This window comes from Pseudomonas sp. Mb7 (assembly GCF_054790525.1).
Window position 1 is genome coordinate 1,196,180 of sequence record NZ_CP186501.1, and the last position, 26,679, is coordinate 1,222,858.

The window sequence follows — 26,679 nt, forward strand, 5'->3', positions numbered from 1 at the left end:
AATAGATTCAGATGACTCAAGCATTCGCTAAAAACCTTCCGGCCTGGCTGTCGCTCAGTGCAGTCGGTGCCGTCGTAACGCTGACCCGCCCAAGCCAAGCCAATAGCATCGACGTCGAGACGTTGAACCTGCGTAACCCGACCGTGCGTGAAGTGCGCGCGGCTGATCGTGCTGCCAACGGCGATGATGAACAGCGCGAACTGATGCTGTTCGCCGGTCTTGCCGAAGTCGGACTGAAGGATCTGGAAGGCCTCAAACTGACGGATTATCGCCGCGTGCAAACGGCGTATTCGCACCTGGTACCGAAAACCGATTATTCGGACTCGATGCCGGCGTGGTTGTCGCTGACCACCGATCAGGTAGTGGTAACGCTGTCGTGTCCGAGTGAAGTCAACGGCGTGACCGTCGACAAGCTGGCCTTGCGTTCGCCGACTGTGGGCGACGTGCGAGCGGCCAACCGTGAGGTGGGTGGCGACGATGAGCAGCGCGAGCTGGTGTTGTTTGCGGCGTTGTCCGGCGCTTCGGTGGCGGATCTGGAGGGGCTGAAGCTGGTGGATTTTAACCGCTTGCAGGCCGGCTATTTTCGCATGGACAACGACGACGGGCTTTAACCCCAGCGTGATCAAGTCGGCAGCGAAACGTCTGGCGGCGGAAACCGGATTTTCCGCCGCCGAGATCCAGTCGATGCCGTTCGCGGATATGGTGTGGTGGCTCACGGATTGAGCCGCCATCGGTAGTGCTGGGCACATGAGGGCCATGACATGGCAAACAAACTCGCCCTCGGGCTGGTGATCGGCGGTGCCGTCAGTTCAACGGTCGGCGCCGCGTTCAAGGATGTGACCGGGCGCATCAAGCGCCTTGAGGCAGAAGGCAACAAAGCGCGGGTGCTGCAGCGCACGATTGGCGACACCATCCGCCTGCGCGAAGAATGGAAGAAGGCTCACGACACCGGCGCGGCCGGTGCGTCCAAATTACTCAACCGTTTGAACTCGAACCTCGACAGCCTGAAGAAGCAGGGGATCGAGGTCGGTCGGCTGGAAAAAGCCTATCGCTCCATGGGGCAGACGGCCAACAAGGCCGAGCTGAAAGCCAAGGGGCATCAGCAGATTGATTCTGGCGTAAAGGGCATGAAGGGCGCTGTCGGTGCTGCGGTGGTCGGTGTCGGTGCCATGGCGGTACCGGCCAAGGTCAGCGCTGATTTTGGCGCGATTGTGCGTGACATCGCGATCAAGGCCGGCATTGCCAATAAGCCGCAAGAGCAGGAGATGTCGCGCAAGATCATCGACACTTCACGCGACACCGGCATGGCGCGCAACGATGTGGCCGACGTGGTCAATCAGTTGGTCGGCGCCGGTATGGAATTGAGCAAGGCGCTGGAATACGCGCCTGTCGCGGCCAAGTTTGTCGTGGGGCAGGGATCCAGCGGTGTCGACACGGCGAAGATGATCAACGCCTTGGGGCAGAACGCCAAGATCACCGACCCCAAGCAGATGCAGCAGGCGTTGGAGGCGATCGCTTACCAAGGGCAGGCGGGCAGCTTTGAAGCGGCCGACATGGCCAAGTGGTTCCCGGAACTGCTGGCCAACATGGCCAGCAACGGCATCACCGGCTTGGATGCGGTGACCCAACTGGGTGCCATGCTGCAGGTGCAAATGAAACAGGCCGGCAGTTCGGACGAGGCGGCCAACAACCTGAAAAACTGGATGGGCAAAATCGGTTCGACCGATACGGTCAAGGCTTACGAAAAAGCCGGGATTGATTACAAGGGATCGATGCAGACCGGTTTGCAAAACGGTATGTCCACGCTTGAGACCAGCATGGCGCTGGCTCAGAAATACATTCAGGCGACCGATCCGGCGCGTGCGGCGAAAATGGCCGAGGCCACGGCAAAAATCAGCGAGCAAGCCGATCCTGAAAAGGCCAAGGCCATGATGGCCTCGCTGGAAGAATCCCTACGCACCGGCGACCTGTTCGCCGACATGCAGGTCAAGGCCGCACTGTCGGCCTACATGCAGAACAAGGCGCTGTACAGCCAGCTCAAAAACGATTCGCGTGATGCGACCGGGATCCTCGACAAGAACCTCGCCGAGCGGCGCGAGTCTTCATCGCAGAAATGGGCGGAAATGGCCCAGTCGATGGATGACGCCATGCGCAGCATCGGCGATGCCCTGAGGCCTGTGACGGACACCGTGGCCGAGTCGTTGACCAAGGTTACTAAAGGCATTACGTCGCTGACTGATAGCGCGCCCGGGGTGGTTGCCGGTATCGCCACGGTCGGGGCGGGGCTGATTGCCTTAAAAGGTATCTTCAGCACGATCAAGATCAGCAAGGGACTGCTAAACCTTGCGCGTGGGTCGCGCGGTGGCAGGAATGGGAGCGAAGCCCCAAATAAAAACCCCGGAGAACTTGATCTGGTAGCGACTGGCCTGGATGTTGTTTCGCGGGTGAAGGATGCGGCAACAGGCGGTGGTCTTGGTACTGAAAGTGGTGCAGGTAACGACGGCGTCAAGAAGGTTTTCGTCGTCAATGCCGGCGCTATGGGGGGCGGTGTGGATGCGTCGGGCGAATCGCGCCGACGTGGACGTGGGTCAAGGCGCAGCGCTCGGCGCCGGTCATTGCCGAGTTCGAGAGGTCATCGCCCGTCTGTGTCTCGTCCCCCTGTTCCGGCTCCGCGTCCCCCTGTCTCGATCCCATCGCCATCAGTCGCTTCCGTTCCACGTGGGGCATTGTCCAAGCTCGGCGTCGTCGCAGGAACCGTCGGTAAGGTCGGCAAGGCGGCCAAGGTCATTCCTGGCGGCACGCTGCTGGAGTCCGGCGCGATGGCGCTTGAAACCTTTCAAAACGCCAAGACCAAGGACGAAAAAGCCGAAGGTTACGGTTCGGCTGCCGGCAACCTGGCCGGCACCATGGCCGGTGCAGCAGCAGGCGCCGCCATCGGTTCGGTTGTGCCGATCATCGGCACCGCGATCGGCGGCATGATCGGTGCTTACCTGGGCAGTCAGTGCGGTGCGGCGCTGGGCGGATCGTTGGGTAAGTCGCTGTTCGGTGGTGAGGATGAAAAGCCCGAGCAAACGGCAAAGGCGCCGGTGCCGACCACGCCGCTCATGATGGCGTCAGCGGGCCAGCAAGGCCCGGCGCTGGGGGATGTCGCGCGCTCGATGGCGGTGACGGCGCCGCTCAAGTCGGCGGCGATGGCCATCCAGCCCAAGGAGGCGGCGAAGCCGGAGCCGGCCAAGGTGGATCAGCAGTTTCAGTATTCACTGAGCATGCCGGTCACGGTGCAAGGTGATGTCAAAGACCCGCAAACCTTGGCGCAGGATCTGATGCCGCACATGCAGCGAATGATGGCGGATGCGGCGAAGAGTAACGCCGCCAAGCTGTACGACGAACCCCATGTCTAAGGAGGTTTCATGGCTTACATGGAGCAAATGCAATCGAGCCTGAAGTATTTGGTCGAGGCAGCGGAAACCGGGCGGCGCAGTGCTGACGGCATGCTGACCCCGGTCAACGGCGCGATCCGCGAACTGACCGGCGCCGCGTCCGAGCTGGAGAACATCCCGTTCGTCGGTCCGGCCATCGGCGCCAAACTTCAGCGGGTGATGCGCGGCGTCGATGCGGCTCAGGCCAAGGTTGGGCAGGTGGTGGCGGTGTACGGCCGCGCCACCCGGGCGGCGGCCGAAGTGCAGGAGCGGCTGGGCACATTGAAGGAACAGGCGGGCAAGGCTGCCACGGCGATCAACAACGTTGCCGGCAAGGTCAGTCCGTCGCTGGCCAACATCGTGCCCACCAGTTCCTTTGCCGTGGAGGCCACGCCGGCGCCGGAGGCGGTGAAGCCGTTCCCGCATCTGATGATTATTCAGCCGCGCGATCCGAAAATTGAGCCGTACTACTTCAACCTGGACACGGCGGCGTTTGATGAGCTGAGCCGTTCGACCGAATTCCGCTGGGCTTCGCAGGAGCGGCTGACGCGCCGGCCGGCGAAGCAGGCCATCGGTATGGGCGATGAAAAGTTGACGCTCAAGGGCACGATCTACCCGGGCTTCAAGGGCGGGCTGAAGCAGCTCGACACCCTACGTTCCATTGGTGCCAGGCTGCAACCGCTGACCCTGACCACGGGTTATGGCGAGGTGATCGGGACCTGGTGCCTGAAAAACATCAACGAGGAACAGTCCGCACTGCTGCACGGCGGGATTGCTCGCAAACAGGGGTTCACTTTGGAGTTTGAGCGTTATGGCGACGACATGCAGGACGTCTGACGGCGACATGCTCGATGTCATTTGCAACAACGTTTACGGCCATCTGAATGGCAGCGTCGAGGCCGTGCTCGATGCCAATCAGGGGCTGGCCGATGAGCCTCAGCCGTTCCGGTCCGGTGTGATTATCGTCCTCCCGGATCTGCTGAGTCCGACCAGTGAGGGCGTCAGCTTGTGGGATTGACCCGGGGAGAGGCTTTCGCCGGCGCCGCGTCGCTTACGCGTAACGACACCTTGTTTTTCTGGCCCGCCTTGTGCGGGTTTTTTATTGGAAAAAACCATGACTCCGATGTTTCGCATTGTCGCCGATGGGGCCGACGTCACGGCCAAGATCAACGATCGGCTGTTGTTGCTGCGCACCTCTGATAAGCCGGGCATGGAGTCCGACGAGTTTGAGTTGCGTATCGACGACCGTGATGGGCAAGTGCAATTGCCAGGGCGTGGCAGCTCAATCGAGATCTACCTGGGCTATGCCGAAACGACCTTGACGCGTATGGGCAGTTACACCGTCGACACGGTCGAGGTGTCAGGCCCGCCGGACACGATCGTGATCAAGGGCAAGGCCAGCGACGTGCGTGGCAGTGGCAAAACCATCCGTAGCGGAAGCTGGGAAGGCGTGCCGTTGTCGAAGATCGTGGCTGACGTGGCCGCGCGCAATGGCTGGACGCCGGTGTGTCCGGTGTCGACCAAGGTCGCCCGGGTCGACCAGCTCAACGAGTCCGATTTTAATTTCATCACCCGGTTGGCCAAGCAATACGACTGCACGGCCAAGGTGGCCGACGGCAAGCTGTTGGTGATGCCGCGCCAAGGTGGCCAGACGGCCAGCGGCAAAGCATTTGGCGCTATCACGCTGACCCGTAGTGACCTCAGCCGTTGGCAATTCAGTCTCGGTGATCGCAACTCACACAAGGCGGTCGCGACCAAGCATCAGGACAAGAAGAACGGCAAGCTCGCGGTGGTCACCATCGACAATGATGACGCTCCGGACGGCCTGCCGGCAGTGCATACCGACCGCCATATCTACCCAAACAAGACCGCTGCGGAAGCGGCAGCCAAGGCCCGTTTGTCAGCGTTCAACCGCTCGACCGCCGATGTTCGGCTTGAGATGCCCGGCCGGACGGACATCTTCGCCGAGCGTCCCATCATCGCTCAGGGTTTCAAGGTCGGGCTTGATGGCGAATACCTGGCGGATTCGGTCGAGCAGGTGTTCACCCAGTCCGGCTGGTCGACCACGGTCGAATGCAACGCCGGCAAAGCCGGTAAATCCAAGGGCAAGAAAAAGAAAGGGCCTAAACCACCCCTCAAGGTGGTGAACATCGAGAAACAGTAACCGCATCCCATCGCCGCCTAGTGCGGTTTTTTTATGTCTGGAGTTTGTATGTCCATCACTGAACAACAGCTGCAAAGCATCATGCCCAACGCCCGCCGCCAAGCGGGCGTTTTTGTATCCGCCCTCAACGCAGCCATGGCCCATCGACAGATCAACACGCCGAAACGCCAAGCCGCGTTCCTGGCGCAAGTCGGCCACGAGTCGGGCCAGCTGCAGTACGTCCGGGAACTGGGCGGCGATCAGTACCTGAGCAAGTACGACACCGGCAACCTGGCTGCGAAACTGGGCAACACGCCGGCAGCGGATGGTGATGGCCAGCGCTATCGCGGTCGCGGTCTGATCCAGGTCACTGGCCACGACAATTACCTACGCTGCAGCTTGGCGCTGTTCGGTGACGAGCGATTGCTGCGCACGCCTGAACTGCTGGAGCTGCCGCAGTGGGCCGCCGAGTCGGCCGCATGGTTCTGGTCCGTGAATGGGCTGAACGCGCTGGCCGATCAAAACGAATTCAACACGATCACCCGCAGGATCAACGGCGGCCTCAATGGCCTGCAGGATCGGCTGGATTTGTGGGGGCGGGCGAGGGCAGTGCTATGCGTCTCGGCGAACTGATCCCGGCGCCGTATCGGCTGCTGGCGAAAGGCGTGCTGCTGGTCGTCTTAGTCGGTGGTTCCGCGGCCATTACTTGGCAAGTCCAGGATTGGCGCTACGGCAAACAGCTCGCAGAGCAGGCCCGACTCCACACCGAAACCCTCAACCAACTGAATCAGGCCTCGGCCGCTCAGCAGCGTGCCGAACAGGACAAACGTCTCGCTCTCGAGCAGCGCCTGGCTACCAGCGAACAAACCCATTACCGAGCCTTGAGTGATGCCCAACGTGATCAAGGTCGCCTGCGCGACCGCCTTGCCACTGCTGATCTGCGCCTGTCAGTCCTACTCGACTCCACCACCGGCGCCGGCAACGGATCGGTGTCAGCCACCACCGCCACCGGCGGCGTGGTTCATGGCCCCACAAGAGCCGAACTTGACCCAGCGCATGCTCAACGAATTATCGGCGTCACCGATGACGGCGACCGGGGGCTAATTGCCCTCGCGGCCTGTCAGGCATACGCCAAAGAAGTCTCAACACCGAAGTGAAAAAGAGCGGCCGGTCCGAATGCGTCAACATTCGGATCGACCGCCGTCCCTGCAGATGGTCCCTGCAAGTCCAGCCAAGGCTCTTGCTCCGTGCACAAAGCGCGGCGAGCCTAGCACCTGTTTATCCATACAGTAAAGGTCTTGCTTTTATGTCTACACCCATCATCCCTTGGATGGGCGGCAAACGCCGCCTGGCCGACCGCCTCATTCCGCTTTTTCCGCCACACGAATGCTACGTCGAAGTCTTTGCCGGCGGTGCCGCGCTCTACTTCATGAAGCCCCAGCCATCGCCGGTCGAAGTCCTCAACGATATCAACGGCGACTTGGTCACGCTTTACCGCGTCGTGCAGAACCACCTCGAAGAGTTCGTGCGCCAGTTCAAATGGGCGCTCAGCTCGCGGCAGGTGTTCGAGTGGCAGAAAATGACCCGCCCTGAAACCCTTACCGACATCCAGCGCGCCGCCCGTTTCTTTTACTTGCAGCACCATGCCTTTGCCGGCAAGGTCTCCGGTCAGACGTTCGGCACGGCGACCACTGCACCGGCCATTAACCTGCTGCGGATCGAGGAAAACCTCTCGGCCGCGTGGCAGCGCCTGTCCGGCACCTACGTCGAAAATCTCCCCTGGCTTGAATGCGCTGAACGTTACGACCGTGCTCAAACGTTCCACTATATGGACCCGCCTTACTGGCAGACCGCCGGCTATGGCGTGGACTTTCCGTTCGAGAACTATGAGCGGATGGCCGACTTCATGCGCCGTTGCAAAGGTAAAGTGATGGTCAGCATCAACGACCACCCAGACATCCGGCGTGTGTTCGAAGGCTTCCACTTCGAGACACTTGACATCCGTTACTCCAATACCAACCAGCGGCAAGGCAAAGCCGAGGTGAGCGGCGAGCTGGTGATCATGAACTGGGAGCCGGCAATGCTGGGCGGTCTGTTCTGAGCATCCTTGGCATTTTCCGTGAACATTACAGTGGGCGTGCCTGTAAGCTATTCAGGAGGTCCGCTGACCACTCTCTACAGATTCATCGCGATTCCCGCGCAATCCTGACAGAGAGCCCGTATGACTCCCCGCCGTGCCACCTCGCTTCGCCCTGGACAATTCAAACACCTTGTTCGCGTTGCATCCGTGACTGGTCGACTACCAGAGCGCGATGTGATGTTGCTTTGGCTTACTCACACGACCGGTATCCGCGTCACCGAGCTGGCATTGCTGGAGGTGGCCGACGTGCTGTACCCGAGCGGAGCTATCAAGCCCGAGGTGTATTTGCGCGCAGACATCACTAAGGGCTGCCGACCGCGTAACGTGTACCTGACCCATACCAGATGCCTTGCTGCGCTTGATGCTTGGTTTGATGTGCGTACCCGGCGCTGCTGGGGGCTTTCAGGTGCCGATGAGTATCGAGGTCTGCGCCCAGGTTCAAAGCTGGTCATGACACACAAGGGGCAGGCTTTTGAACTGGCATTCAAGCATCGGGAGCTGGACAGTGGGCCGGAGGTGTACCGGGCTTGTGATGCGCTGCAACAGACCATCACCAGGCTCTACCGGCAGGCAGGTATCAAGCAGGGGTCGTCGCACAGCGGCAGGCGCTCCCTGGCGGCAAAGGTATTGGCGGCAACTGGTGACGTTGAAACGGTGCAGACCATTCTTGGCCATGCCTGCCTTGACCATAGCAAGCCTTATCTAAGCGTGTGCCAGGAAACGATTCGCCGGGCGTTTGAGGTCGCGCTTTGAACGTAGCAATGGTCGCTACCCGCCCAATTTCAATGGCTCGCAGGTTATGCCAGTGTAGACGCCGCAATGGTGTGAAAAAATAAACGCTCTTATTTGATTCTTATTTTTAAAATAAGATATTGATTGTGGAGAGTTAAAGGTTCAATATGGAAGCTTCCAAAATGTCCAAGAGACCTTGAAATGTCTATAACCATGCGTGACATCGACAATTGTATCGAAACCACCATAAACCGCCTCTCCAGCGATGCCGGGTCGATGAGAAGCACTTTTTACTTTGATTTGAGGACTAGTAACCCTGGTCGCCAACGCATTACCGATAAGTTGGCAGATCAATCTATCGCCTTGTGTCGGACGCGTGGCATTGATGCCGAGCGTGATGGTGATGGCTTGAGAGTCACTATTGATCTGCGCAGCTGCTATTTGAATCCGAGCCAGTCTGAATTGTTCAATGTGGCTCTCGGCTATACGCGCTCGGTGCATGGCAACCACCTTTGAAAGTCCGCTGCAGCCACCAGCCCGCCTTGTGCGGGCTAAGTCAGTAAAGCAGCACCGGGTCGGCGCTCACTTAGCCAAGGATCACGATGATGAGCAGTACGCTAGAGGATAAAAAAGCAGAGCTGGAACGCGCCATCCAGGAGCTGGATCAGTGGGAAGAATATGACTCTCGCCGTGAAGATGGGAGTGGAGCCCAGGATCGCAGGCACGAAGAAAGAGGTGAATCACTGCGCAGACGCGTTGCAGAGTTGAGTGCCGAGGTCGATAGCCTCAGTAAGTGATGGGAGAGTCGCACCAGGTCCACCCAAGCCCAGCTATGCGCTGGGCCGAGGACGTAGAAGAGCACGATGATCGCGCTCAGCCCAGAGAAGTCGATATGGACAATGTTCGCGAGTCAGCGCTTGACGACGAAACGCTAGAGAGCATGGAATCTGCTTTGAAGGAGGCCCTTACCGCGGTCAGTGAAGGGCGGTTGAATGTAGACGATGCATTAGGAGACATCCTCTATTTAATCACCAGCATTGATAACGGCGAACCAAGTGAGATTAAAACCTGGACAGCACCAGGTGCGCTAACTAAAAAAATCACACGCATCGCTTAACGATTTAAAGTCACGGAAAACGCACTAGGTACACCCAAAGCCCCGCCGTGAAACGCGGGGCCATGGACGTAGAGGGTGCCATTTTGGCGCTCAGTCTCTTGACGGATTGATGGCATGGCTTTGAGCAGTAACCAGCAGGCACATGTGGCACCGGGGCTTCAAGGGAAATTCGAAAGGTGAAAGCTCAATGATCATTATCGACGAAGTGTTGCGTGAGCGGGTGAATGCGATCGGATGGGGTATTCCCGCTGGTGTTGTGATGCGGGTACATGCAGTTCCCCCTGTAGAGGGACGAGGCGAGAATGGCTCCATAACCGTGGTTACAGAGAAAGTGACCGCTCTAAATTCGAGATTTTTTGAAGATACGAATTGGTGGGTCACATCTACAAATTTGGGCTGTGTTCAGCAAGAGGGTTGGTGGATCACCTCCAAAGTTCCTGCGACAGCAGCTATCCAATTTGCTTTGCGAACCGACGACGGGATGCGGTTCTTGCGGATGTTTGATGAACGCGACTTCGACACGATCCGGCGCGAGTGGCCAGATGCGCCGGCGACGATTTTTAGCGGCGCTTAACCTCTGCACAAACCAACCTAACTGTTCAGGGAACACGCGGCGGATCTGCCGTCCAGGTACACCACACCCACATCTGTTGCTGTTGGCCCATAAGGAAGTGAACCATGACAATGCTTGACAACGCTGTGTCCTCAATCCGTTTGGGTATTGAGGACTTCAAAGCCATCCCAGCCGACGAGGCCCGCGCTCTGTCAGCGATCCGAAACCTATCTGCCGGGCTGCTGTTGATGTTCAAGGTGAAGCTTCAGGAGCTGAGCCCCGCTGACTCCAAAGAAGCGCTGCTCAAACAGCATGTGACTACAGGTCTAGATGCCGATGGCAATCCAGTTTGGGTCGGCAAAGGAGGACAGACAGTCGATGTGCGAACAATCGAAGAGCGCCTTGTGAACCTTGGAGTGAAGGGCATCGACTGGAGCCTTCTAAGAAAGCTGACCACAATGCGTAACGATGTCGAGCACTACTATTCAAAGCTGCCTGCATCAGGTTTAGCCGAAGCCATGGCCGCTTCCTTTCACCTTATCCAGCAGTTCGTGCCGCGCTATCTCGACCGAACTCCAATTGAGCTACTAGGCGATGACCTTTGGAGATTCCTGACGGCCCAAGAGGCTTTTTATAATCGCGAATTGGAGATATGCCAAACAGCTAATAAGCAGGTGCCTTGGGGGCATGAGCTTCTAAGGAACTCGGTAGAATTGCTGCAGTGCCCTGCCTGTGGATCGCTTCTCATCAAACCCGTCACGTTGGTGATTGAAGCATCGGAGATCGCCTTTGCATGTACCTGTTGCGCCTCTAACGCCACTTACACTGAGGCAGTTGAAAACATCGCGACAAATTACCATTACGCTGATCTGTACTCCGCCTTTACCCAGGGAGGTGAAGCCCCGCTGGAGCATTGCTCCTCGTGCGGACACTTCAGCTACCTGACTGAAGAGTTCGAATGCCTTCTGTGCCTCCAGGACAGTCCTGGCCCAGCTTGCGCCGAGTGTGGCGCGACGTTGGAGTCGGAAATCGATAAGGACGACGATATGACTCGGCTGTGTGGCATGTGCCGCTACGCCGTCGAGGCCGACTGACCAACTGGCGAAGACGCTCGTTCAAGTGGAGGTCGATAAAGGCCGAGTCAAAGGTATGGGGGTTACAGTCTCATCAGTGCGACCTTCGACCGCTCCAAGTAAGAGGGAAAAATCAATGCCCCTTCATAGAAAGGCTTTAATTACTGCGTGGTGCCTTATAGTTTCTATAGCACCGCTATCGAGTCCTGCTGCATCAGGTCCATCGGGTCACGACTTTGTGGTTGCCATGAATCCTGCAAGCGGCAGTGCCTATAGATCTGAGATGATTTGGTATCTCAAGGGAGTGGCTGATCAGCGAGAAATCTCTGAGGCGGTTACCGCCAGAATGCACAAGCCTCCATTGCCTGGTAGCGAGTGGGCCACCTGCCGAAACAAGCTCGCTCCTGAAGTGTTGGCAACCGAAGTCGCCGAGAAAATTGTTGATTTGAAGTTGGATGAAGAACCGATGGCATGGGCTGTGACGACAGCCGTTGGGGCAGTCTGCGATAGCCAGCAGGACAAGCTTCTGCAGCTCCGTACCCAGTAAGCGAACTGATCAAGGAAAAAGACAGGTGATGACGCTCCTGTGTCCTCTTACAACCGCCCCATAGGAATTGGAGTCAATGTTTCAGAGATACTCTTTTATAGCTGGGTTGAGTTTACTGGTATTAGGTGTTTTTGCGGAGCCAATTCTCGCGAAGGATGTTTACGTAAGTGCATATACCCGCAACGACGGAACCTACGTGCAGGGTCATTACCGATCAGCACCAGATGGGGATTTTGACAACAATTGGAGCACACTTGGTAAAGTAAATCCCTATACAGGTGAACCGGGAACTTTAACCTCACAATATAGCGATACAGCTAAAGAGGCTGCGGCGGAAACATTTGAGGATGATGGTGAATCAGACCCAGACAATGATCTTTGATGACCCCGAGCACTTGGCTGGATGAGGGGCACTTTTCGCTCCCTACGATCAGCAGGAAAAAAGCATTATTCCTACATGACGAAGTAAGAAGGAAAAGACTTTGAGTAACGAATCATTTATTGAGGACCTGGCTGAGAAGGGCGTGACTTTTCAGGCGACTCATGCGAGTCCATATGGATGCAAATCTATTCCACTGCCCACCGAAGATGTCGTTGCTTACTCCCGTGATCCGGTGGAGTACATCGCAAAATATTACGGCGTGACAAAAAGCCAGTACCTCAACTGGCATCGATCTTCTTACTGCGTCTATTGTGCAGATGCCACAGTAGGAGGCGATCCCTGCCGAAATATTATTACAGGGGGAAATGCTATCGACTCACCGAGTAGATGGGTAGCTCTGCTAGGCGGATACTGCCATGTTCATGAGAACGGCTTAGTTGGGTAGGAAGTCCAGACCGGCCCTTCGGGGCTGCACCGGAAAGCGCTCATTGCGCAATCAAACTGGTCGGGACAGTCACTGAACGCTTTCCCGTGCAGCAACGACGTTAAGGGAAACGAACCATGGCAATAAACCCAGGAGCACGCCCGTTTAAGCTAGAAGGCGTTTGAATCCCTATCCTTAAGATCAGATAGTGCTTCTGCAGTGAATCAGTAATGAGTTGATGCTGCATACGTTATATCAGCCGAATCATGCGGACAAAATTCAGCATGATATCGAATGACTTCTTCTGCCAAGCCAAGATTATCTACCGGGCTAGATGAGAATCGGCTTGCGCTCTCTCGCTCCCTAGCCAACGCGACCTCGACGGGTTCATGGATGTCTAGCTGTGTCTCATCTAACCAGAATCCGTATCGAACTCGTTTGATATAGATGCTCGCTTCGGGCGTGAGCTGAATTCTTTGCAATACCTTAGTCAAGCAGACCCCTTCCACTACGTACCCCTTAAGGCCCTCCAGCGCTGCTTTCAGTTTCGTGTAGTCCATCGACTCAACATACCCTTCCGGATCTTTCTCAAGGAAGGAGTCTAAACTGATACAGGGAAGACCAAGGGCTTCCGAGACCGCGCTGCCTAGCGTTGACTTGCCCGAGCCATCTATTCCATCAATACCGATCATTACAGCATTGATTTCGCGAATCGCAGCTATTACTTCCTGTGTGCTTATGCAGTGCCTCATAAAGCCCCCAGCCCGCTGACGTCATCCATTACAGATTGAAAGTGGCAGGTTTCGAATGAACCGATTCGACGGACATGACTCGACTCTAACCAGCCTTTTTTCCATTTAACCTAGCCAAACCCTGCTTAATATGCCCCGCATTCTCTCCAATTGCCCACAAAGCACCACGAACGTTTTCTCCAATTTCAGTGAAGCCCTGCTGTTCAGCTAGAAGTGTTAACTCCATCAAGGCTGCCTCCAGCGCAAGCTGATTTTGATACATCCTTTCTAGCACGTCCGGTAACGAATACTCGTCTGACATGGCGCCGACTCCTTTCGATAAAAGAACAAGCATAGTACCGGTAGTGCTATTGGTAGGCAGAAACCGCGGCATGCTTAGAAATTGCTACAAAGGAATGTGCAACGCGGCGTTTAGCCAGGCAGGCCGGGATGCAGATGGTCCACTATGCCCAATCCATCATCGGAGCCAGCCTGCGGCCGCTTTCGGCCAAAAGCTGCCGAGGGCCAAAGCCTGCACTCGGCCAAACGCAAGCTTTAGCTAAACTTTTCTTAACTGGTCGCCGATGTTAGATTAAGTTTGATTTTTTAACTCCAGCACAGCGCGCACACTTTTCAACGAAAGAGATCTCTAATACTCGCTATACTGCCGGGGCTGCCAAAGCCATTAGTTTTTGACGAACCTCATTTGGGGTTTGCTTTTTCTGAAGCGGCATTACTACAAATTGGTCGAGATGCTCATAATTTGGCGCATCACGTAGCCAAGAATTAACGAAGTCGGAAAATGTAATAAAGTGCAATGTAAAAATCGCGCCTTCGTGCTCAACCTGATCACCATCAGCATAACCTCTAAGAGCCAGAGAGTGCGCTACGAAGTTTATGTTAATTTCCCACTCTGAAATCTCCGCAATGCCCTCTAGTTCTTCGCGTCGCAATGCAAAAGTCTTCATCAGAGTGCGGAGATGCTCCTTCACGTATATATCTGTTAGCACACCTCCATGGCTCTCGAATGCAGAGATTATCTTTCCATCAGAAGATTGGTAGTCGCAGTCGCCCAAGCGACGGGTACTGATATTTGTAGCGTTGACCGAAGCCCCAACCCCCCTAGCACGCCAGCCATCTGCGAATTGACCCCAGGTTATAGCATCCACAATTCGCTGTTCGAGGATTCCGTAAGTTGAGCTATTCCCTGCTCCTACGGCGCCAATTACTTTTTCCCACTCGGTTTTTGATAATGATTGAGGAAGATCGTTAGTGGTTGGTCGAGTAAATCGAATTATCCTATGTAGCCATAAGCGAATTAATCGTGCTAACTCGCGCCTTGCGGCGAAACCCATCATTTCAAGATTGAAAAGAATTCCTTCAAGCGCCGCAGTCCCGGGCCGTTCACCCTTCTTTTTCATCCGGACCCATCCTGCATCTGCTCGCTCTACTGACTTAGCATTGTTCAGAAATGGATTTCCGGCTTTAGTCAAAGCGTCGGGGTATGCGTCAAAAAGCCACAACGCAGCCATACCTCTCGGGCTAAATTCGTACAAGTCTGTAACGGCGTGATCGAAATACTCGGCCAGTGTGCACTGAAAGTGAAGTATCTGAAGATACGGAGCATACTTATCACAATTATCTTCGGGCGCGAGTTGTCGTAAATTTTCTGCGAGTGACTGGGCATATCCTAAAGCGCTCGCTGCTGAACCAACCATACTTGCAGCCTGTTCAAGCGATGCATCTGCAAAGAAGGGAGCCTCTTCCGCTGAATCGGCATGAAAAAGATCTTGGACCTGTTCGACGCTCAACGTCGGTCCGTATCTCATCTTATTTAAAAAAGTCTCAGTCGTTTGGCGATTAAAACGTGCTCGCCCATCTCGTACAGCCAACATTCTAGCTATCTGGGCAGCTGTTAGTTTTTCTTTGCTGGCCAACTCAAGCATTAGGAATGAGTGGCTTAAAAACCACCTGCCTTCTGAGTGACTAAAAAAATGATCATCGATCAGCTTTTTATGAATGGAGAAATAGTGCTGCGATAATTCATTTGCTCCTATATCGCCTGATACGACCAGTATCCGCTCAACTGCTCTCCGTAGCTCATCCGATGGAGATAGCGCATCCTCCCACTGTTCGAGATTTATAATAGTCCAGTCATGAAAGTCAGCATTGTGTAAACCCAAAGAAAGCAAAAATTCCTCAAGGACAGAAGCAGACCTCGACTCAGTCCCGGGAGTTGGGCTAATTGGCAGCAGAAGTGTACGAAGCGCCTTTATAGATTCCTTACTAGGCATTAAAAAAATCCTTTGGATCGATATCGAGGGCTTTAGCCAGCCTGACGATTGTTTTAAGTGAGGGATTACGCTTTCCTCTTTCACAACCGCTTACATATGTTCGGTCAAGGTCGGCCCGGGCAGACAGTTCTTCCTGCGAAAGACTTTTTGAGATCCGTATCTCCCGAAGCCTTTGGCCAAATGCTTTATAGATTTCATTGTCAGTTATCATTGGGGCATGCTGAAGCGAGCGATGACTATGAGTCCACGGTATATAAGTCACACTTGGCTAGCTTTTTTGGACGCCTTCTGTACAATTGCGTCTGATTTTTTTTACCGAGCACGAAATGCCTACCTCAGAAGCCCTATCAGCTATTTCTCTTTTTTCTGGCGCTGGAGGGATGGACGTTGGCTTCGCGAATGCAGGGATTCGGCCTGTGTTTGCCAACGAGCTGGACGGTGCTGCCTGTAGGACTTATGCCGCAAATCATGGCTCTATGATCCAGGAGGGCAGCATCCTGGATCACTTTCAAGCCTTAGAGACTTTCAAGGGCGTGGATGTCGTATTCGGCGGCCCACCATGTCAAGGGTTTTCTGTCGCTGGAAAGATGGATCCAAATGACGCACGCAGCGGACTGATACGGACTTTTTTTGACGCTGTAGACCTAACCACGCCCCAAGCATTTGTTTGCGAAAATGTGAAGGCGCTTGCAGTACTCAGCCGCTGGAGTGATGTGCGGGACGAGCTTCTAGTGCGGGCGAATAAGGCTCATCATGCCGTACTGATTTTGCTCAATTCGAGCGATTATGGAGTTCCACAGAACAGAGAGCGCATGTTTCTGGTCGGCGTGCGCAAAGGTGGAGCTATCCGATCCGCTGAAGAGCTTAAGTGGATTTTATTGGAAAGCCTAAAGCAGCATCATAAGGTTGCACCAACTGTAGGTGAAATTATCCGCTCATTGGGTCCCGCAGGGTCTCCGGGAAACCAACGAATATGCAACGCAAAGATAACTTATGCTGCCAATCCAGTAATGCGTCGTTCTCCATATGCGGGAATGATGTTCAATGGAGCAGGTCGTCCTCTTAATCCGTTGGGACACTCTTCGACCCTACCAGCTTCGATGGGAGGAAATAAAACTCCTATAGTTGATGAGGAGTCCATCTTCAATGGTACTCCCAGCTATATCGAAGAATATCATCGCCATCTTATGTCTGGAGGAAACCCGCGCCAGGGAGAAGCGCCTAAGAGGTTGCGTAGGCTTACAATCGACGAGTGTCTCGCAATTCAAACGTTCCCTGCGGATTACATCCTCGCCGGCTCTCAAAGCGCGACGTTCAAACAAATCGGTAATGCCGTTCCTTGCATGATGGCTCAAGCCGTGGCAATGAGTTTGAAGAGAGTAATAGCCTTGAACAGCAAAGCGCTCAGTAGAGTCGCCATCCCTGCCTGAAATAGTTATTAGAAGGGAAGCGTCTCTCAGCTAAGCATTGGATTCTGAGTGGCTACTTCTGGTCGAGAGAGTGCGCTCCTGAAGGGCAGCTTGTGGCCGATAGCCGCCATTCGATTTACGGTGAGGCCATCATTCAACAATGAAAAAAGCCCCGCATCGTTTCAAGCGATGCGGGGCTTTTTCGATGTATGTGGGATACAAATCCCGTACCACTTTCTGTACCAATAACTGTGGATCAGAATGAAATTCTGGGTTTTCCTTGGTGCTAAGCCCCTGATTTCATTGACCCTGAGAACCTACTGAAAACCACTAAACATCGCGGTGTAATTCTGTTCCAGGGACATGAAACTACCTGTGGGGATTTTCGCAAAGGGCAAGGGTACGGTGGCGGACACAACCCTGCAAGTTCGGTGTAACGCGATTATTCGTCGCGGCCTTCCATCATGGTGCGTTTGAGCATCACGTAAACCGCGCCGGCACCGCCGTGTTTCGCCTGACACGAGCAGAAACCCAGCACTTGGGCATGCTGGCGCAACCAGGTGTTGACGTGGCTTTTGATCATCGGCCGCTTGCCGTCCAGGCGCACAGCCTTGCCGTGGGTGACGCGTACGCAGCGGATTTCGAATTTAGTCGCTTCGGCAAGAAAGGCCCAGAGGGTTTCGCGGGCCTTTTCCACGCTCATGCCGTGCAGGTCGAGGCTGCCTTCGAACGGGATCTGGCCGACCTTGAGCTTGCGCATCTGACTTTCCTGCACGCCGTCACGGGACCACATCAACTCGTCTTCCGGGCCGACGTCGATCACGAACTGGTCGGACAGACCATCCACGGTAGCAGTGTCGGTGCGCACGGTGGCGGACTGGCGCAGCTTGGCGATCTGTGCGCGGTCAGCCTTGGGTTTGCCGGTGTCGGCGCGGTCGTGCTTGATCGGCTTGACGCCTTGGATCGCACTTTTGAACAGGGAAAAATCGTCGTCTTGCATGTCAGCCTCCGCGAAGGGCGGCCAGTTTACCCAAGTCGAAACAAAACGGCCCGGCAAAAAGCCAGGCCGGTGATTCAGTCGTGTTTTTTCATCAGGTGCGGGGACATGTTCAGTTCCCGCGATTGCCGGGCGCGACGCCGGCAACGACGCCACAGGGCGACACCGAAATACAGAAACAGCAAGCCGACTGCCAGAATGATCGCCGAACCCATCGGCGTGGCATTCAAATCACCGAGCGCTGGCGGGCGCCCGAGCAGGCTGGCGGCCCCGGCCATCGCCAGCAGCACACCGAACGTCGCCAGAATGGCGGCAATCGCCGCGCCGAATCGAAAACGCCAGTTGCTTTGGCCTTTGGGCCGCAAGCGGCGTGCGTCAAATCCATCGGATAACTTCATTCCGACCTTCCTCAATGGGTATCGGCCCTTCGACCGGGAGTTGACCGGGTTGTTCCTGAGGCTATGGCATTTGCGGCAAATGAGAGGATTTTGCAGATGAGCGGCGCCGCGAGCCGCCCATCAGAGCCGATCAGATCAGGTCTTGAGTCAACGCGAGCGTGGCGAAATTGTCCGCCATGATCGCCATTTCGGCTTCCTGCACCACGGCGGCGCTGAGCACTCGGCCCTTGAATGGCAGGTCGCGGGTGGCGCAGGCGTCTTCGACCAGAGTGCAGCGGAAACCCAGATTCTTCGCCGCACGTACGGTGGTGCTGACACTGGAGTGGCTCATGAAACCGCAGACGATCAGGTCCAGCGAGCCAAGGTTTTGCAAACGGTCCAGCAACTCGGTGCCGTGGAACGCGCTCGGCAGCAGTTTGCCGATAATGGTTTCATCGCCCTGTGGCTCGAGGCCAGGGATGAATTCGCCGCGTTCGCCCTGTGGGTCGAACAGGCCGCCGACGGTGCCGAGGTGACGCACGTGCACGATCGGCCGACCGGCTGCACGGGCTGCGGCAACCACTTGCTTGATGTTTGCGACGGCCGCGTCCATGCCGCTCAGGGCCAGCGGGCCACTGAGATATTCTTTCTGGGCATCGATGATGACCACGGTGGCATGGCTCAGTGTGGCCGCTGCGTAACCGCGACCGCTGAGTTGAAACATCGTTTTTGGAACGGACATTCTGGGGCTCCTTGGGGTGGGGCTTTTGCGACATTGTCCTCTGGCTGAGCGGTTCTGTGAATCGCTACCATCGTAGGCACCGTCGTTATTGGCCTGCAGCCTTGTCAAGTTACACTTTCTGTTCAATAGCCGATGCAAAAAACAGAAAACTCCTACCGTCGGTGCGATGTTTTTCCTGCGTCGTCGTCGCGCGTTTTGGCTGCTAGAATCGCCAGTCGTTTTTTCTGGAGTTCTGCCCCGTGATCACTTCCCGACTTCGTACCCTGCGCGACCATATTCGTTGGGCCGTCAGCCGCTTCCATGGGGAGGATCTGTTTTTCGGCCATGGCACCGACAATGCCTGGGACGAAGCGCGGCAGCTTGTGCTGGGAGCTTTGCACCTGCCTTGGGAAATCGCCGACAGCTACCTCGATTGCGCGCTGGAAGACGACGAGCTGGTCAATTTGCAGCGTTTGCTCAAGCGCCGTATCGAAGAGCGCATTCCGACCGCTTACCTGTTGGGTGAGGCATGGTTCTGCGGCATGTCGTTCATCGTCGATGAGCGTGTGTTGATCCCGCGCTCGCCGATTGGCGAACTGATCGAAAACCGTTTCGCCCCGTGGATCGGCAGCGAGCCTGCGCGGATTCTCGACCTGTGCACCGGTTCCGGTTGCATCGGTATCGCCTGTGCCTACGAGTTTCAGAACGCCGAAGTGGTGCTGGCCGATCTGTCGTTCGAAGCGCTGGAAGTGGCCAACCAGAACATCGAGCGCCATGGCGTCGATGAGCGCGTCTATACCGTGCAGGGCGATGGGTTTGATGGCTTGCCGGGCCAGCGTTTCGACCTGATCGTGTCGAACCCGCCTTACGTGGATGCGGAAGATTTCGCCGACATGCCGGACGAATATCAGCATGAACCGGAGCTGGGCCTGGCGTGTGGCGACGATGGCTTGAACCTGGTGCGACGCATGCTCGCTGAAGCGGCCGATCATCTGACCGAGAAGGGGTTGTTGATTGTCGAGGTGGGCAACAGCCAGGTACACGTTGACGCGTTGTACCCGGAAGTCGATTTCGCCTGGCTCGAATTCGAGCGTGGCGGGCATGGCGTGTTCATGTTGACGGCGGAACAGTGCCGCGGTCATCAGGCCTTGTTCGCTTCCCGCGTTTGACCCGTTAAAAGCAAAAGATCGCAGCCTTCGGCAGCTCCTACAGGGATTACCGCATTCCAATGTAGGAGCTGCCGAAGGCTGCGATCTTTTGATCTACCGGTGCGTAGCAATCCAGATCAACAGCCCCGCCTGAAACACCGCAAACGCCACCAGACAGGTAATGGTGAAACGCAGCCCGGCGTCTTCACGCTTGAACTTGCTGACCTTCTCTTCCTGTTTCTTCAGCTTCACTTCCTGCTCAGCCAGATTCTGTTCGGCCTGCTGCAGCATCTGTGCCGCTTCAAGAATCTCGACGATCTGCAGCTTTTCGCTGTTCCAGTCGCCGAGCAAATCGCCGACCAATACATCCTTGACGCTGCCCTTCAAGTGCTGGGCATCGGCGTACACCACATCAAAACCATGCACCCGCAGGAAATGATCGCGACGCAGACGGGTGTCTTCGTTCAGCGCGTCCTTGTTGTTCAAGTCCATGCCGTCAACGGTGTAGGTCGGCCAGCGCTTTTTCGCCCAATTGATGCCTTGCGCGGCCATGTAACGGCCGATGCCACGGTTCATTGGTTCGATCTGCAAGCCACTGTCGGGGCCGAAGTGCACACGTTTGGTCGTGTGATCGACCCACACGTCCAGCTGATTCTGCTCTTTGCGCACACGCTGGCCGGGCAGCTTGATCGTCATGCGCATCAGGCTTTTTTCTTTGCTGTTGCGCTCGGCATAGCCGAATTCGACGAAGCGCAAGGGGCGGCCGCCAGTGTTGCGGTCGGTCTGCAATGGGGCCAGGCGGAGCATCTTGTGGTGCTCGACGTGGACATCCGCCCACGGCAGCTCGACCGCTGGCGGTGCGTCTTTTTCAGCGGTGGTGTCGGGTGAAGTCGGGGTATCAGTCATAACGGCGAGATCCTGTCCAAGCCCTGCTTGTCGCCAGCCGTTGCGCTGGCGACAAAGGCTTATCGGCCGTTTTTTGCAGGACTAGAGGGTAAACCGCGCTTAACGGGTGCGAAGTCCGTCAATAAACTCGATGATCTTCGCGCCAAGTTCCGCCGCCAGTGGCAAATTCGGATCCTTGTACGAAGCCAATTGCCGCTTCATATCGTTGTGGACGATGCGCATGACGTGGTTCATGCCGTCGATCACCGCCAGTTCGGCGTCGGGTTTGGCGGCTTTCAGCGCCCGCGCATCGCCAACGCCGACCTGCATGTCGTTGCTGCCCTGGACGATCAGCGCCGGCATCTTCAATTGCGCGAAGGCTTTCGCGGGATCCTGACGGAACAGCGAAATCAGATACGGCTGCACGCTCGGGCGGAAAATCACCTGCAGCGGTTGCGGCACATTGTCGTCAGTCTGGCCGGCCTTGAGGCTGTCGAGCAATTCATTGCTGCGTAGCATCAACGGAGGTGGGAGGCTGCGAGCCAATTGCTCGCGGATCACCTGATCGACCGGGCGCGCGCTGCCGGACAGGGAAATCACCGCAGCGGCGTCCACTTTCGGCGCGGCGAGGCTGGCAATCAGCGCGCCTTCACTGTGGCCGAGCAGGATCAATTTGCCGAAACGCGGGTCGGCCTTGAGTTTCTGCCCCCATGCCACTGCGTCCGCCGCATAGGCCTCCACCGATAAATTGCGCTCATCCGGCGTCGCCGCCAGGCTCGTCGCAACACCGCGCTTGTCGTAACGCACACTGGCGATATTGTGTTTGGCCAGCACCCACGCCAGGCGCTTGAGGCTGTCGTTGCGCCCGCCGTCGGGGTTGTTTCCGTCGCGATCCGTAGGACCGGAGCCAGAAATAATCAGGACAACCGGCACAGGGTTGTCAGATTTTGGCAGCAGCAGCGAACCGAAAAGTTCGCCGGTGCCGGTATCCAAAGTGACCGGGCGTTGTAGGACCGTCGCTTGGGCAAAGCCCGTAAAGAGGGTAAGACTCAAGATCAAAACTCGCAGCATCATCACGCCATCATTCGCCAAGGTGCCGGTTGGACTCGCCAGCACCACTAAGGTTCGAGGATGAACTACTCGGTTAGCCTGCGTATACTGGCGCGCATCACGAATTTGGGTTTGATTTCACGGAGCGTCCTGCATGTCCGGCAATACCTACGGCAAGTTGTTCACTGTCACCACCGCTGGCGAGAGCCATGGTCCGGCGTTGGTCGCCATTGTCGACGGCTGCCCGCCGGGCCTGGAGATCTCCCTCGAAGACCTGCAGCGCGACCTCGATCGCCGCAAGCCAGGCACCAGCCGCCACACCACCCAGCGTCAGGAAGCCGACGAAGTCGAAATCCTCTCTGGCGTATTCGAAGGCCGCACCACCGGTTGCTCGATCGGCCTGCTGATCCGCAACACCGACCAGAAGTCCAAGGACTACTCGGCGATCAAGGATCTGTTCCGCCCAGCCCACGCCGACTACACCTACCACCACAAATACGGCGAGCGCGACTACCGTGGCGGTGGTCGCAGCTCGGCGCGCGAAACCGCGATGCGCGTGGCGGCCGGTGCGATTGCGAAGAAATACCTGGCCACCCAAGGCATCGTCATTCGTGGCTACATGAGCCAGCTCGGCCCGATCGAAATCCCGTTCAAGACCTGGGATTCGGTGGAAGAGAACGCTTTCTTCTGCCCGGACCCGGACAAAGTGCCGGAGCTGGAAGCCTACATGGACCAGTTGCGTCGCGACCAGGACTCGGTTGGGGCAAAGATCACTGTCGTTGCCGAAGGCGTGATGCCGGGTCTGGGCGAGCCGATCTTCGATCGCCTCGATGCTGAACTGGCCCACGCACTGATGAGCATCAACGCGGTGAAAGGCGTGGAAATCGGCGCCGGTTTTGCCTCGGTTGCCCAGCGCGGCACCGAGCACCGCGATGAAATGACCCCGGAAGGTTTCCTCAGCAACAACGCAGGCGGCATCCTCGGTGGTATTTCGTCCGGTCAGCCGATCGTTGCGCATCTGGCCTTGAAGCCGACGTCGAGCATCACCACCCCGGGCCGTTCGATCGATATCCACGGCAACCCTGTGGACGTGATCACCAAGGGCCGTCACGACCCGTGCGTCGGCATCCGCGCCACGCCGATTGCCGAAGCGATGATGGCCATCGTGCTGATGGATCACTTGCTGCGTCACCGTGGCCAGAACGCCGATGTGCGCGTGAGCACCCCGGTGCTGAGCCAGCTTTGATGGCGGGCTCTGAAGCCGTCGCGGCATAACCGTGACGGCGCTCCCTTACTGGCGGCTGTCCAGTTTCTATCTGTTCTATTTCGCCTTGCTCGGGTCGACAGCGCCGTTTCTGGCGCTGTACTTCGACCACCTCGGCTTCAGTCCCGCGCGGATCGGTGAGCTGGTCGCGATCCCGATGCTGATGCGCTGTGTGGCGCCGAACATCTGGGGCTGGCTCGGCGATTACACCGGCAAACGCCTGGCCATCGTGCGCTTCGGCGCGGTGTGTACGCTGCTGACTTTTTCGTTGATTTTCGTCAGCAAAACCTACGCCTGGCTGGCGATGGTCATGGCGCTGCACGCGTTCTTCTGGCACGCGGTGCTGCCGCAGTTCGAAGTCATCACCCTGGCGCATTTGCAGGGGCAGACCTCGCGCTACAGCCAAATCCGCTTATGGGGCTCGATCGGTTTCATCATCACCGTGGTCGCGCTTGGCCGATTGTTCGAATGGCTCAGCCTCGATATCTACCCGGCGGCGCTGGTGCTGATCATGGCTGGCATCGTCCTCAGCAGCTTGTGGGTGCCGAACGCGCAACCGCCGCAAGGCAATCGGCCGAGCGGGGAGGGCTTTCTCAAGCAACTGCGCAACCCCGGCGTGCTGGCGTTCTATGGCTGCGTGGCGCTGATGCAATTGAGCCACGGCCCGTATTACACCTTTCTGACCTTGCACCTTGAACGCCTCGGCTACACCCGCGGCACCATCGGCATGCTCTGGGCCGTGGGTGTCGTTGCCGAAGTGCTGATGTTCATGGCGATGAGCCGGATTCTTGCGCGGTTTTCCCTGCGCCGGGTGCTGATGGCAAGTTTTCTGCTGGCGGCGCTGCGCTGGTTGCTGCTAGGTTCGTTCGCCGAGTTCTTGTGGGTGCTGTTGTTTGCGCAGGTGCTTCACGCGGCGACCTTCGGCAGTTTTCACGCCGCTGCCATCGCTTTCGTGCAACGTAGCTTCGGCGCGCGCCAGCAAGGGCAGGGCCAGGCGCTGTACGCCGCACTGGCCGGCACCGGCGGCGCCATGGGCGCGTTGTATTCCGGCTACAGCTGGAATGCCCTCGGCGCGACATTGACCTTTAGTATTGCCAGTCTCGCGGCGCTCGCTGCTGCCGTTATCATTGCCACACGTATGCAAGAGGACAGGCCATGAGCCTTACGCGTGAACAACTCGCCCAGCAAATCGTCGATGCCGGGCGCTTTCTTTATGGTCGCGGCTGGTCGCCGGCCACCAGCAGCAACTATTCGACGCGCCTCTCGCCAAGCGAAGCGCTGCTGACCGTGTCGGGCAAGCACAAGGGCCAGTTGAGTGTGGACGATGTGCTCGCCACCGACCTTTCCGGCAATAGCCTGGAACCGGGCAAAAAGCCGTCCGCCGAAACCCTGCTGCACACCCAGCTGTATAGCTGGCGGCCGGAGATCGGCGCAGTGCTGCACACCCATTCGGTCAATGCCACGGTGCTGTCGCGCCTGACTCCGCAAGACTTTATCGAGTTCGAAGACTACGAGCTGCAAAAAGCCTTCAGTGGCATCTCGACCCACGAATCGCGGGTGCGCGTGCCGATTTTCGACAACGATCAGGACATTGCGCGCCTCGCCGCCAAGGTGCAGCCTTGGCTCGACGCCCATCCTGATTGTGTCGGTTACCTGATTCGCGGCCACGGCCTCTACACCTGGGGCGCGCAGATGAACGACGCGCTGCGGCAGATCGAGGCCTTTGAATTTCTGTTTGAATGCGAGTTGAAAACCCGCAGCGTCATGAACCGCCAAGGCTGACTTCACCAGAAGTAGCCCATTTGCCTGATGAAATGCTGTGCCCGACCGGTCTGCAAGAACCGGACGGCAAGGCCGATACCGAGGAATTGCCCCAATGAGCAGCCTGTCCGTCTATCACGTCTCAAGCCCTGAGATTCCGAACAAGGTGCTGACCCACTTTGAAGACATCGCCTCGACCCTGGCCGAGCAGGGCGTGCGCTTCGACCGCTGGCAAGCCGCCGCGAAAATCCAGCCCGGCGCCACCCAGGAAGAGGTGATCAGTGCTTATAAAGAGCAGATCGACCAACTGATGACCGAGCGCGGTTACATCACCGTCGACGTGATTAGCTTGAACAGCGATCACCCGCAAAAAGCCGAGCTGCGCGCCAAGTTTCTCGAAGAGCATCGCCATGGCGAAGACGAAGTCAGATTTTTCGTCGCCGGCCGTGGGTTGTTTACCTTGCACATCGATGATTACGTCTACGCCGTACTCTGCGAAAAGAACGATTTGATCTCGGTGCCGGCCGGCACCAAGCACTGGTTCGACATGGGCGAGCATCCGCACTTTGTCGCGATCCGTCTGTTCAACAACCCTGAAGGCTGGGTTGCCAATTTCACCGGCGAAGACATCGCCGGCCGCTTCCCGCGTCTGGAGGACTGATTCGATGTCGATCAAAGCCATTGTTACGGACATCGAAGGCACTACCAGCGCGGTGAGTTTCGTCTTCGACGTGCTGTTTCCGTATGCCGCTAAACACCTGCCGGAATTTGTCCGCCAGAACGCCGAGCGCCCCGATGTGGCCGAGCAACTGGAGGCCGTGCGCCGTGACAGCAATGCGCCGCAGGCCGATGTTGAACGGGTTGTTGAAATTCTCTTGAGCTGGATCGAGGAAGATCGCAAAGCCACGCCGCTCAAGGCCTTGCAGGGCATGGTCTGGGCGCAGGGTTATCACGCCGGGCAATTGAAGGGGCATGTTTACCCGGATGCCGTTGAAGCGCTGCAGCGCTGGCATGCTGCCGGTTATCAACTATTTGTGTACTCGTCGGGTTCGATTCAGGCGCAGAAACTGATTTTCGGCTGCTCGGAGGCGGGGGATCTGACGCCGTTGTTCAGTGGTTATTTCGACACGACTTCAGGGCCCAAGCGTGAGGCGCAGTCCTACACCAATATTCAGAAAGCCATCGGCGTTGAACCGGGGGAGATCCTGTTTCTCTCGGACATTGTTGAAGAACTCGACGCCGCTCAGTCGGCAGGCATGCAAACCTGCGGCCTAGCCCGCGAAGGCGGGGAGTTGGGCAGCCACATCACCGTCGACACGTTCACCGGAATAGAACCCGAAGCCTTCTGACCTCACCGATCTAGTGTGGGAGCGAGCCTGCTCGCGAAAGCGTGCGTTCAGCCAGCATTTTCAGTGCCTGACACACCCTATTCGCGAGCAGGCTCGCTCCCACAGGTTTTGCATAAGCCACAAAAAACAGGCCGTGAAGCGAAAGCTCCACGGCCTGTTTTGT

The 26,679-nt window shown here is 57.0% G+C and carries 32 protein-coding genes; 22 read left to right on the forward strand and 10 right to left on the reverse strand.

Annotation, left to right across the window (positions count from 1 at the left end; genetic code table 11):
• Positions 1–11 precede the first annotated feature (11 nt).
• From ACOYXH_RS05515 to ACOYXH_RS05555, 9 genes are all read left to right on the forward strand, one after another.
• Positions 12–611 carry a phage tail assembly protein gene (locus tag ACOYXH_RS05515; protein WP_460410345.1) on the forward strand — a complete coding sequence of 200 codons (600 nt, stop codon included), beginning with the start codon at positions 12–14 and terminating at the stop codon, positions 609–611.
• A 150-nt stretch (positions 612–761) separates the two neighbouring features.
• Entirely contained in the window at positions 762–3,401 is a 2,640-nt protein-coding gene (locus tag ACOYXH_RS05520; RefSeq protein ID WP_460410346.1) for a phage tail tape measure protein, read from the forward strand.
• A 9-nt stretch (positions 3,402–3,410) separates the two neighbouring features.
• On the forward strand, positions 3,411–4,256 hold the full coding sequence (locus tag ACOYXH_RS05525) for a phage tail protein (RefSeq protein ID WP_460410347.1): 846 nt from the start codon (positions 3,411–3,413) through the stop codon (positions 4,254–4,256).
• Complete coding sequence (locus ACOYXH_RS05530) at positions 4,231–4,437, forward strand: tail protein X (RefSeq protein WP_320413261.1); 207 nt, start codon at positions 4,231–4,233, stop codon at positions 4,435–4,437. Before ACOYXH_RS05525 ends, ACOYXH_RS05530 begins: the two co-directional genes overlap by 26 nt.
• A 96-nt stretch (positions 4,438–4,533) precedes the next feature.
• Entirely contained in the window at positions 4,534–5,583 is a 1,050-nt protein-coding gene (locus ACOYXH_RS05535; RefSeq protein ID WP_460410348.1) for a phage late control D family protein, read from the forward strand.
• Positions 5,584–5,631: 48 nt separating this feature from the next.
• Entirely contained in the window at positions 5,632–6,195 is a 564-nt protein-coding gene (locus ACOYXH_RS05540) for a glycoside hydrolase family 19 protein (RefSeq protein ID WP_460410349.1), read from the forward strand.
• Positions 6,177–6,719, forward strand: a complete 543-nt coding sequence (locus ACOYXH_RS05545; RefSeq protein WP_460410350.1) for a lysis protein — start codon at positions 6,177–6,179, stop codon at positions 6,717–6,719. Before ACOYXH_RS05540 ends, ACOYXH_RS05545 begins: the two co-directional genes overlap by 19 nt.
• Positions 6,720–6,868: 149 nt before the next feature.
• A complete protein-coding gene (locus tag ACOYXH_RS05550; RefSeq protein ID WP_460410351.1) occupies positions 6,869–7,663 on the forward strand; it encodes a DNA adenine methylase in 795 nt (264 codons plus the stop codon).
• A gap of 120 nt (positions 7,664–7,783) precedes the next feature.
• Complete coding sequence (locus ACOYXH_RS05555) at positions 7,784–8,455, forward strand: tyrosine-type recombinase/integrase (RefSeq protein ID WP_460410352.1); 672 nt, start codon at positions 7,784–7,786, stop codon at positions 8,453–8,455.
• Between the two features lie 141 nt (positions 8,456–8,596).
• On the opposite strand, the gene ACOYXH_RS05560 is transcribed toward ACOYXH_RS05555, so the two are convergent.
• On the reverse strand, positions 8,597–8,935 hold the full coding sequence (locus tag ACOYXH_RS05560; RefSeq protein ID WP_460410354.1) for a hypothetical protein: 339 nt from the start codon (positions 8,933–8,935) through the stop codon (positions 8,597–8,599).
• Between the two features lie 104 nt (positions 8,936–9,039).
• Here ACOYXH_RS05560 and ACOYXH_RS05565 point away from each other — a divergent pair, with 104 nt between their 5' ends.
• From ACOYXH_RS05565 to ACOYXH_RS05590, 6 genes are all read left to right on the forward strand, one after another.
• The gene (locus ACOYXH_RS05565) at positions 9,040–9,231 is read left to right on the forward strand and encodes a hypothetical protein (protein WP_217856135.1); all 192 of its coding nucleotides are present in this window, start codon (positions 9,040–9,042) and stop codon (positions 9,229–9,231) included.
• A 95-nt stretch (positions 9,232–9,326) separates the two neighbouring features.
• On the forward strand, positions 9,327–9,551 hold the full coding sequence (locus ACOYXH_RS05570; RefSeq protein WP_217856136.1) for a hypothetical protein: 225 nt from the start codon (positions 9,327–9,329) through the stop codon (positions 9,549–9,551).
• 187 nt (positions 9,552–9,738) lie between these two features.
• A complete protein-coding gene (locus tag ACOYXH_RS05575; RefSeq protein ID WP_460410355.1) occupies positions 9,739–10,125 on the forward strand; it encodes a hypothetical protein in 387 nt (128 codons plus the stop codon).
• Between the two features lie 104 nt (positions 10,126–10,229).
• The gene (locus ACOYXH_RS05580) at positions 10,230–11,198 is read left to right on the forward strand and encodes a hypothetical protein (protein ID WP_460410356.1); all 969 of its coding nucleotides are present in this window, start codon (positions 10,230–10,232) and stop codon (positions 11,196–11,198) included.
• 226 nt (positions 11,199–11,424) lie between these two features.
• Positions 11,425–11,724 carry a hypothetical protein gene (locus ACOYXH_RS05585; RefSeq protein WP_460410357.1) on the forward strand — a complete coding sequence of 100 codons (300 nt, stop codon included), beginning with the start codon at positions 11,425–11,427 and terminating at the stop codon, positions 11,722–11,724.
• A gap of 76 nt (positions 11,725–11,800) precedes the next feature.
• Positions 11,801–12,106, forward strand: coding sequence for a hypothetical protein (locus ACOYXH_RS05590; protein WP_460410358.1), 306 nt, complete (start codon positions 11,801–11,803; stop codon positions 12,104–12,106).
• Positions 12,107–12,754: 648 nt separating this feature from the next.
• Here the strand turns inward: ACOYXH_RS05590 and ACOYXH_RS05595 are convergent.
• The 4 genes from ACOYXH_RS05595 to ACOYXH_RS05610 all read right to left on the reverse strand — a co-directional run bounded on the left by ACOYXH_RS05595 (position 12,755) and on the right by ACOYXH_RS05610 (position 15,766).
• The gene (locus ACOYXH_RS05595; RefSeq protein ID WP_460410359.1) at positions 12,755–13,222 is read right to left on the reverse strand and encodes a hypothetical protein; all 468 of its coding nucleotides are present in this window, start codon (positions 13,220–13,222) and stop codon (positions 12,755–12,757) included.
• A gap of 145 nt (positions 13,223–13,367) precedes the next feature.
• Positions 13,368–13,583, reverse strand: a complete 216-nt coding sequence (locus ACOYXH_RS05600; protein WP_460410360.1) for a hypothetical protein — start codon at positions 13,581–13,583, stop codon at positions 13,368–13,370.
• A 337-nt stretch (positions 13,584–13,920) separates the two neighbouring features.
• The gene (locus tag ACOYXH_RS05605) at positions 13,921–15,555 is read right to left on the reverse strand and encodes a hypothetical protein (protein WP_460410361.1); all 1,635 of its coding nucleotides are present in this window, start codon (positions 15,553–15,555) and stop codon (positions 13,921–13,923) included.
• Entirely contained in the window at positions 15,548–15,766 is a 219-nt protein-coding gene (locus ACOYXH_RS05610; protein WP_460410362.1) for a helix-turn-helix domain-containing protein, read from the reverse strand. The genes ACOYXH_RS05605 and ACOYXH_RS05610 overlap by 8 nt, the downstream gene beginning before the upstream one ends.
• Positions 15,767–15,881: 115 nt before the next feature.
• Here ACOYXH_RS05610 and ACOYXH_RS05615 point away from each other — a divergent pair, with 115 nt between their 5' ends.
• Positions 15,882–16,985 (forward strand): DNA cytosine methyltransferase, encoded by a 1,104-nt coding sequence (locus ACOYXH_RS05615; RefSeq protein ID WP_460410363.1) that lies wholly within the window; start codon positions 15,882–15,884, stop codon positions 16,983–16,985.
• A 421-nt stretch (positions 16,986–17,406) separates the two neighbouring features.
• On the opposite strand, the gene ACOYXH_RS05620 is transcribed toward ACOYXH_RS05615, so the two are convergent.
• The 3 genes from ACOYXH_RS05620 to ACOYXH_RS05630 all read right to left on the reverse strand — a co-directional run bounded on the left by ACOYXH_RS05620 (position 17,407) and on the right by ACOYXH_RS05630 (position 19,080).
• A complete protein-coding gene (locus tag ACOYXH_RS05620; protein WP_038366959.1) occupies positions 17,407–17,964 on the reverse strand; it encodes a Smr/MutS family protein in 558 nt (185 codons plus the stop codon).
• Between the two features lie 74 nt (positions 17,965–18,038).
• Positions 18,039–18,359 carry a hypothetical protein gene (locus ACOYXH_RS05625; protein WP_007914024.1) on the reverse strand — a complete coding sequence of 107 codons (321 nt, stop codon included), beginning with the start codon at positions 18,357–18,359 and terminating at the stop codon, positions 18,039–18,041.
• Between the two features lie 130 nt (positions 18,360–18,489).
• Complete coding sequence (locus ACOYXH_RS05630) at positions 18,490–19,080, reverse strand: cysteine hydrolase family protein (RefSeq protein ID WP_007914026.1); 591 nt, start codon at positions 19,078–19,080, stop codon at positions 18,490–18,492.
• A gap of 239 nt (positions 19,081–19,319) precedes the next feature.
• Here ACOYXH_RS05630 and prmB point away from each other — a divergent pair, with 239 nt between their 5' ends.
• Positions 19,320–20,228: a 50S ribosomal protein L3 N(5)-glutamine methyltransferase gene (gene prmB, locus ACOYXH_RS05635; RefSeq protein ID WP_460410364.1), complete on the forward strand. Its 909-nt coding sequence runs from the start codon at positions 19,320–19,322 to the stop codon at positions 20,226–20,228.
• Positions 20,229–20,321: 93 nt separating this feature from the next.
• Here the strand turns inward: prmB and ACOYXH_RS05640 are convergent, their stop codons facing one another.
• Together ACOYXH_RS05640 and ACOYXH_RS05645 are read right to left on the reverse strand one after the other, a co-directional pair.
• Positions 20,322–21,113, reverse strand: coding sequence for a hypothetical protein (locus ACOYXH_RS05640; RefSeq protein WP_093441710.1), 792 nt, complete (start codon positions 21,111–21,113; stop codon positions 20,322–20,324).
• Between the two features lie 99 nt (positions 21,114–21,212).
• The gene (locus ACOYXH_RS05645) at positions 21,213–22,166 is read right to left on the reverse strand and encodes an alpha/beta hydrolase (RefSeq protein ID WP_095124993.1); all 954 of its coding nucleotides are present in this window, start codon (positions 22,164–22,166) and stop codon (positions 21,213–21,215) included.
• 130 nt (positions 22,167–22,296) lie between these two features.
• On the opposite strand from ACOYXH_RS05645, the gene aroC reads away from it, so the two are divergent.
• The 5 genes from aroC to mtnC all read left to right on the forward strand — a co-directional run bounded on the left by aroC (position 22,297) and on the right by mtnC (position 26,516).
• On the forward strand, positions 22,297–23,388 hold the full coding sequence (aroC, locus tag ACOYXH_RS05650; RefSeq protein ID WP_095050923.1) for a chorismate synthase: 1,092 nt from the start codon (positions 22,297–22,299) through the stop codon (positions 23,386–23,388).
• 31 nt (positions 23,389–23,419) lie between these two features.
• The gene (locus ACOYXH_RS05655; RefSeq protein WP_095050924.1) at positions 23,420–24,565 is read left to right on the forward strand and encodes an MFS transporter; all 1,146 of its coding nucleotides are present in this window, start codon (positions 23,420–23,422) and stop codon (positions 24,563–24,565) included.
• Positions 24,562–25,188, forward strand: coding sequence for a methylthioribulose 1-phosphate dehydratase (locus ACOYXH_RS05660; RefSeq protein WP_095050925.1), 627 nt, complete (start codon positions 24,562–24,564; stop codon positions 25,186–25,188). Before ACOYXH_RS05655 ends, ACOYXH_RS05660 begins: the two co-directional genes overlap by 4 nt.
• A gap of 94 nt (positions 25,189–25,282) precedes the next feature.
• Positions 25,283–25,828: a 1,2-dihydroxy-3-keto-5-methylthiopentene dioxygenase gene (locus ACOYXH_RS05665; protein ID WP_122594921.1), complete on the forward strand. Its 546-nt coding sequence runs from the start codon at positions 25,283–25,285 to the stop codon at positions 25,826–25,828.
• Positions 25,829–25,832: 4 nt separating this feature from the next.
• Positions 25,833–26,516 (forward strand): acireductone synthase, encoded by a 684-nt coding sequence (gene mtnC, locus ACOYXH_RS05670; protein WP_095124928.1) that lies wholly within the window; start codon positions 25,833–25,835, stop codon positions 26,514–26,516.
• The last annotated feature ends 163 nt before the right edge of the window (positions 26,517–26,679 follow it).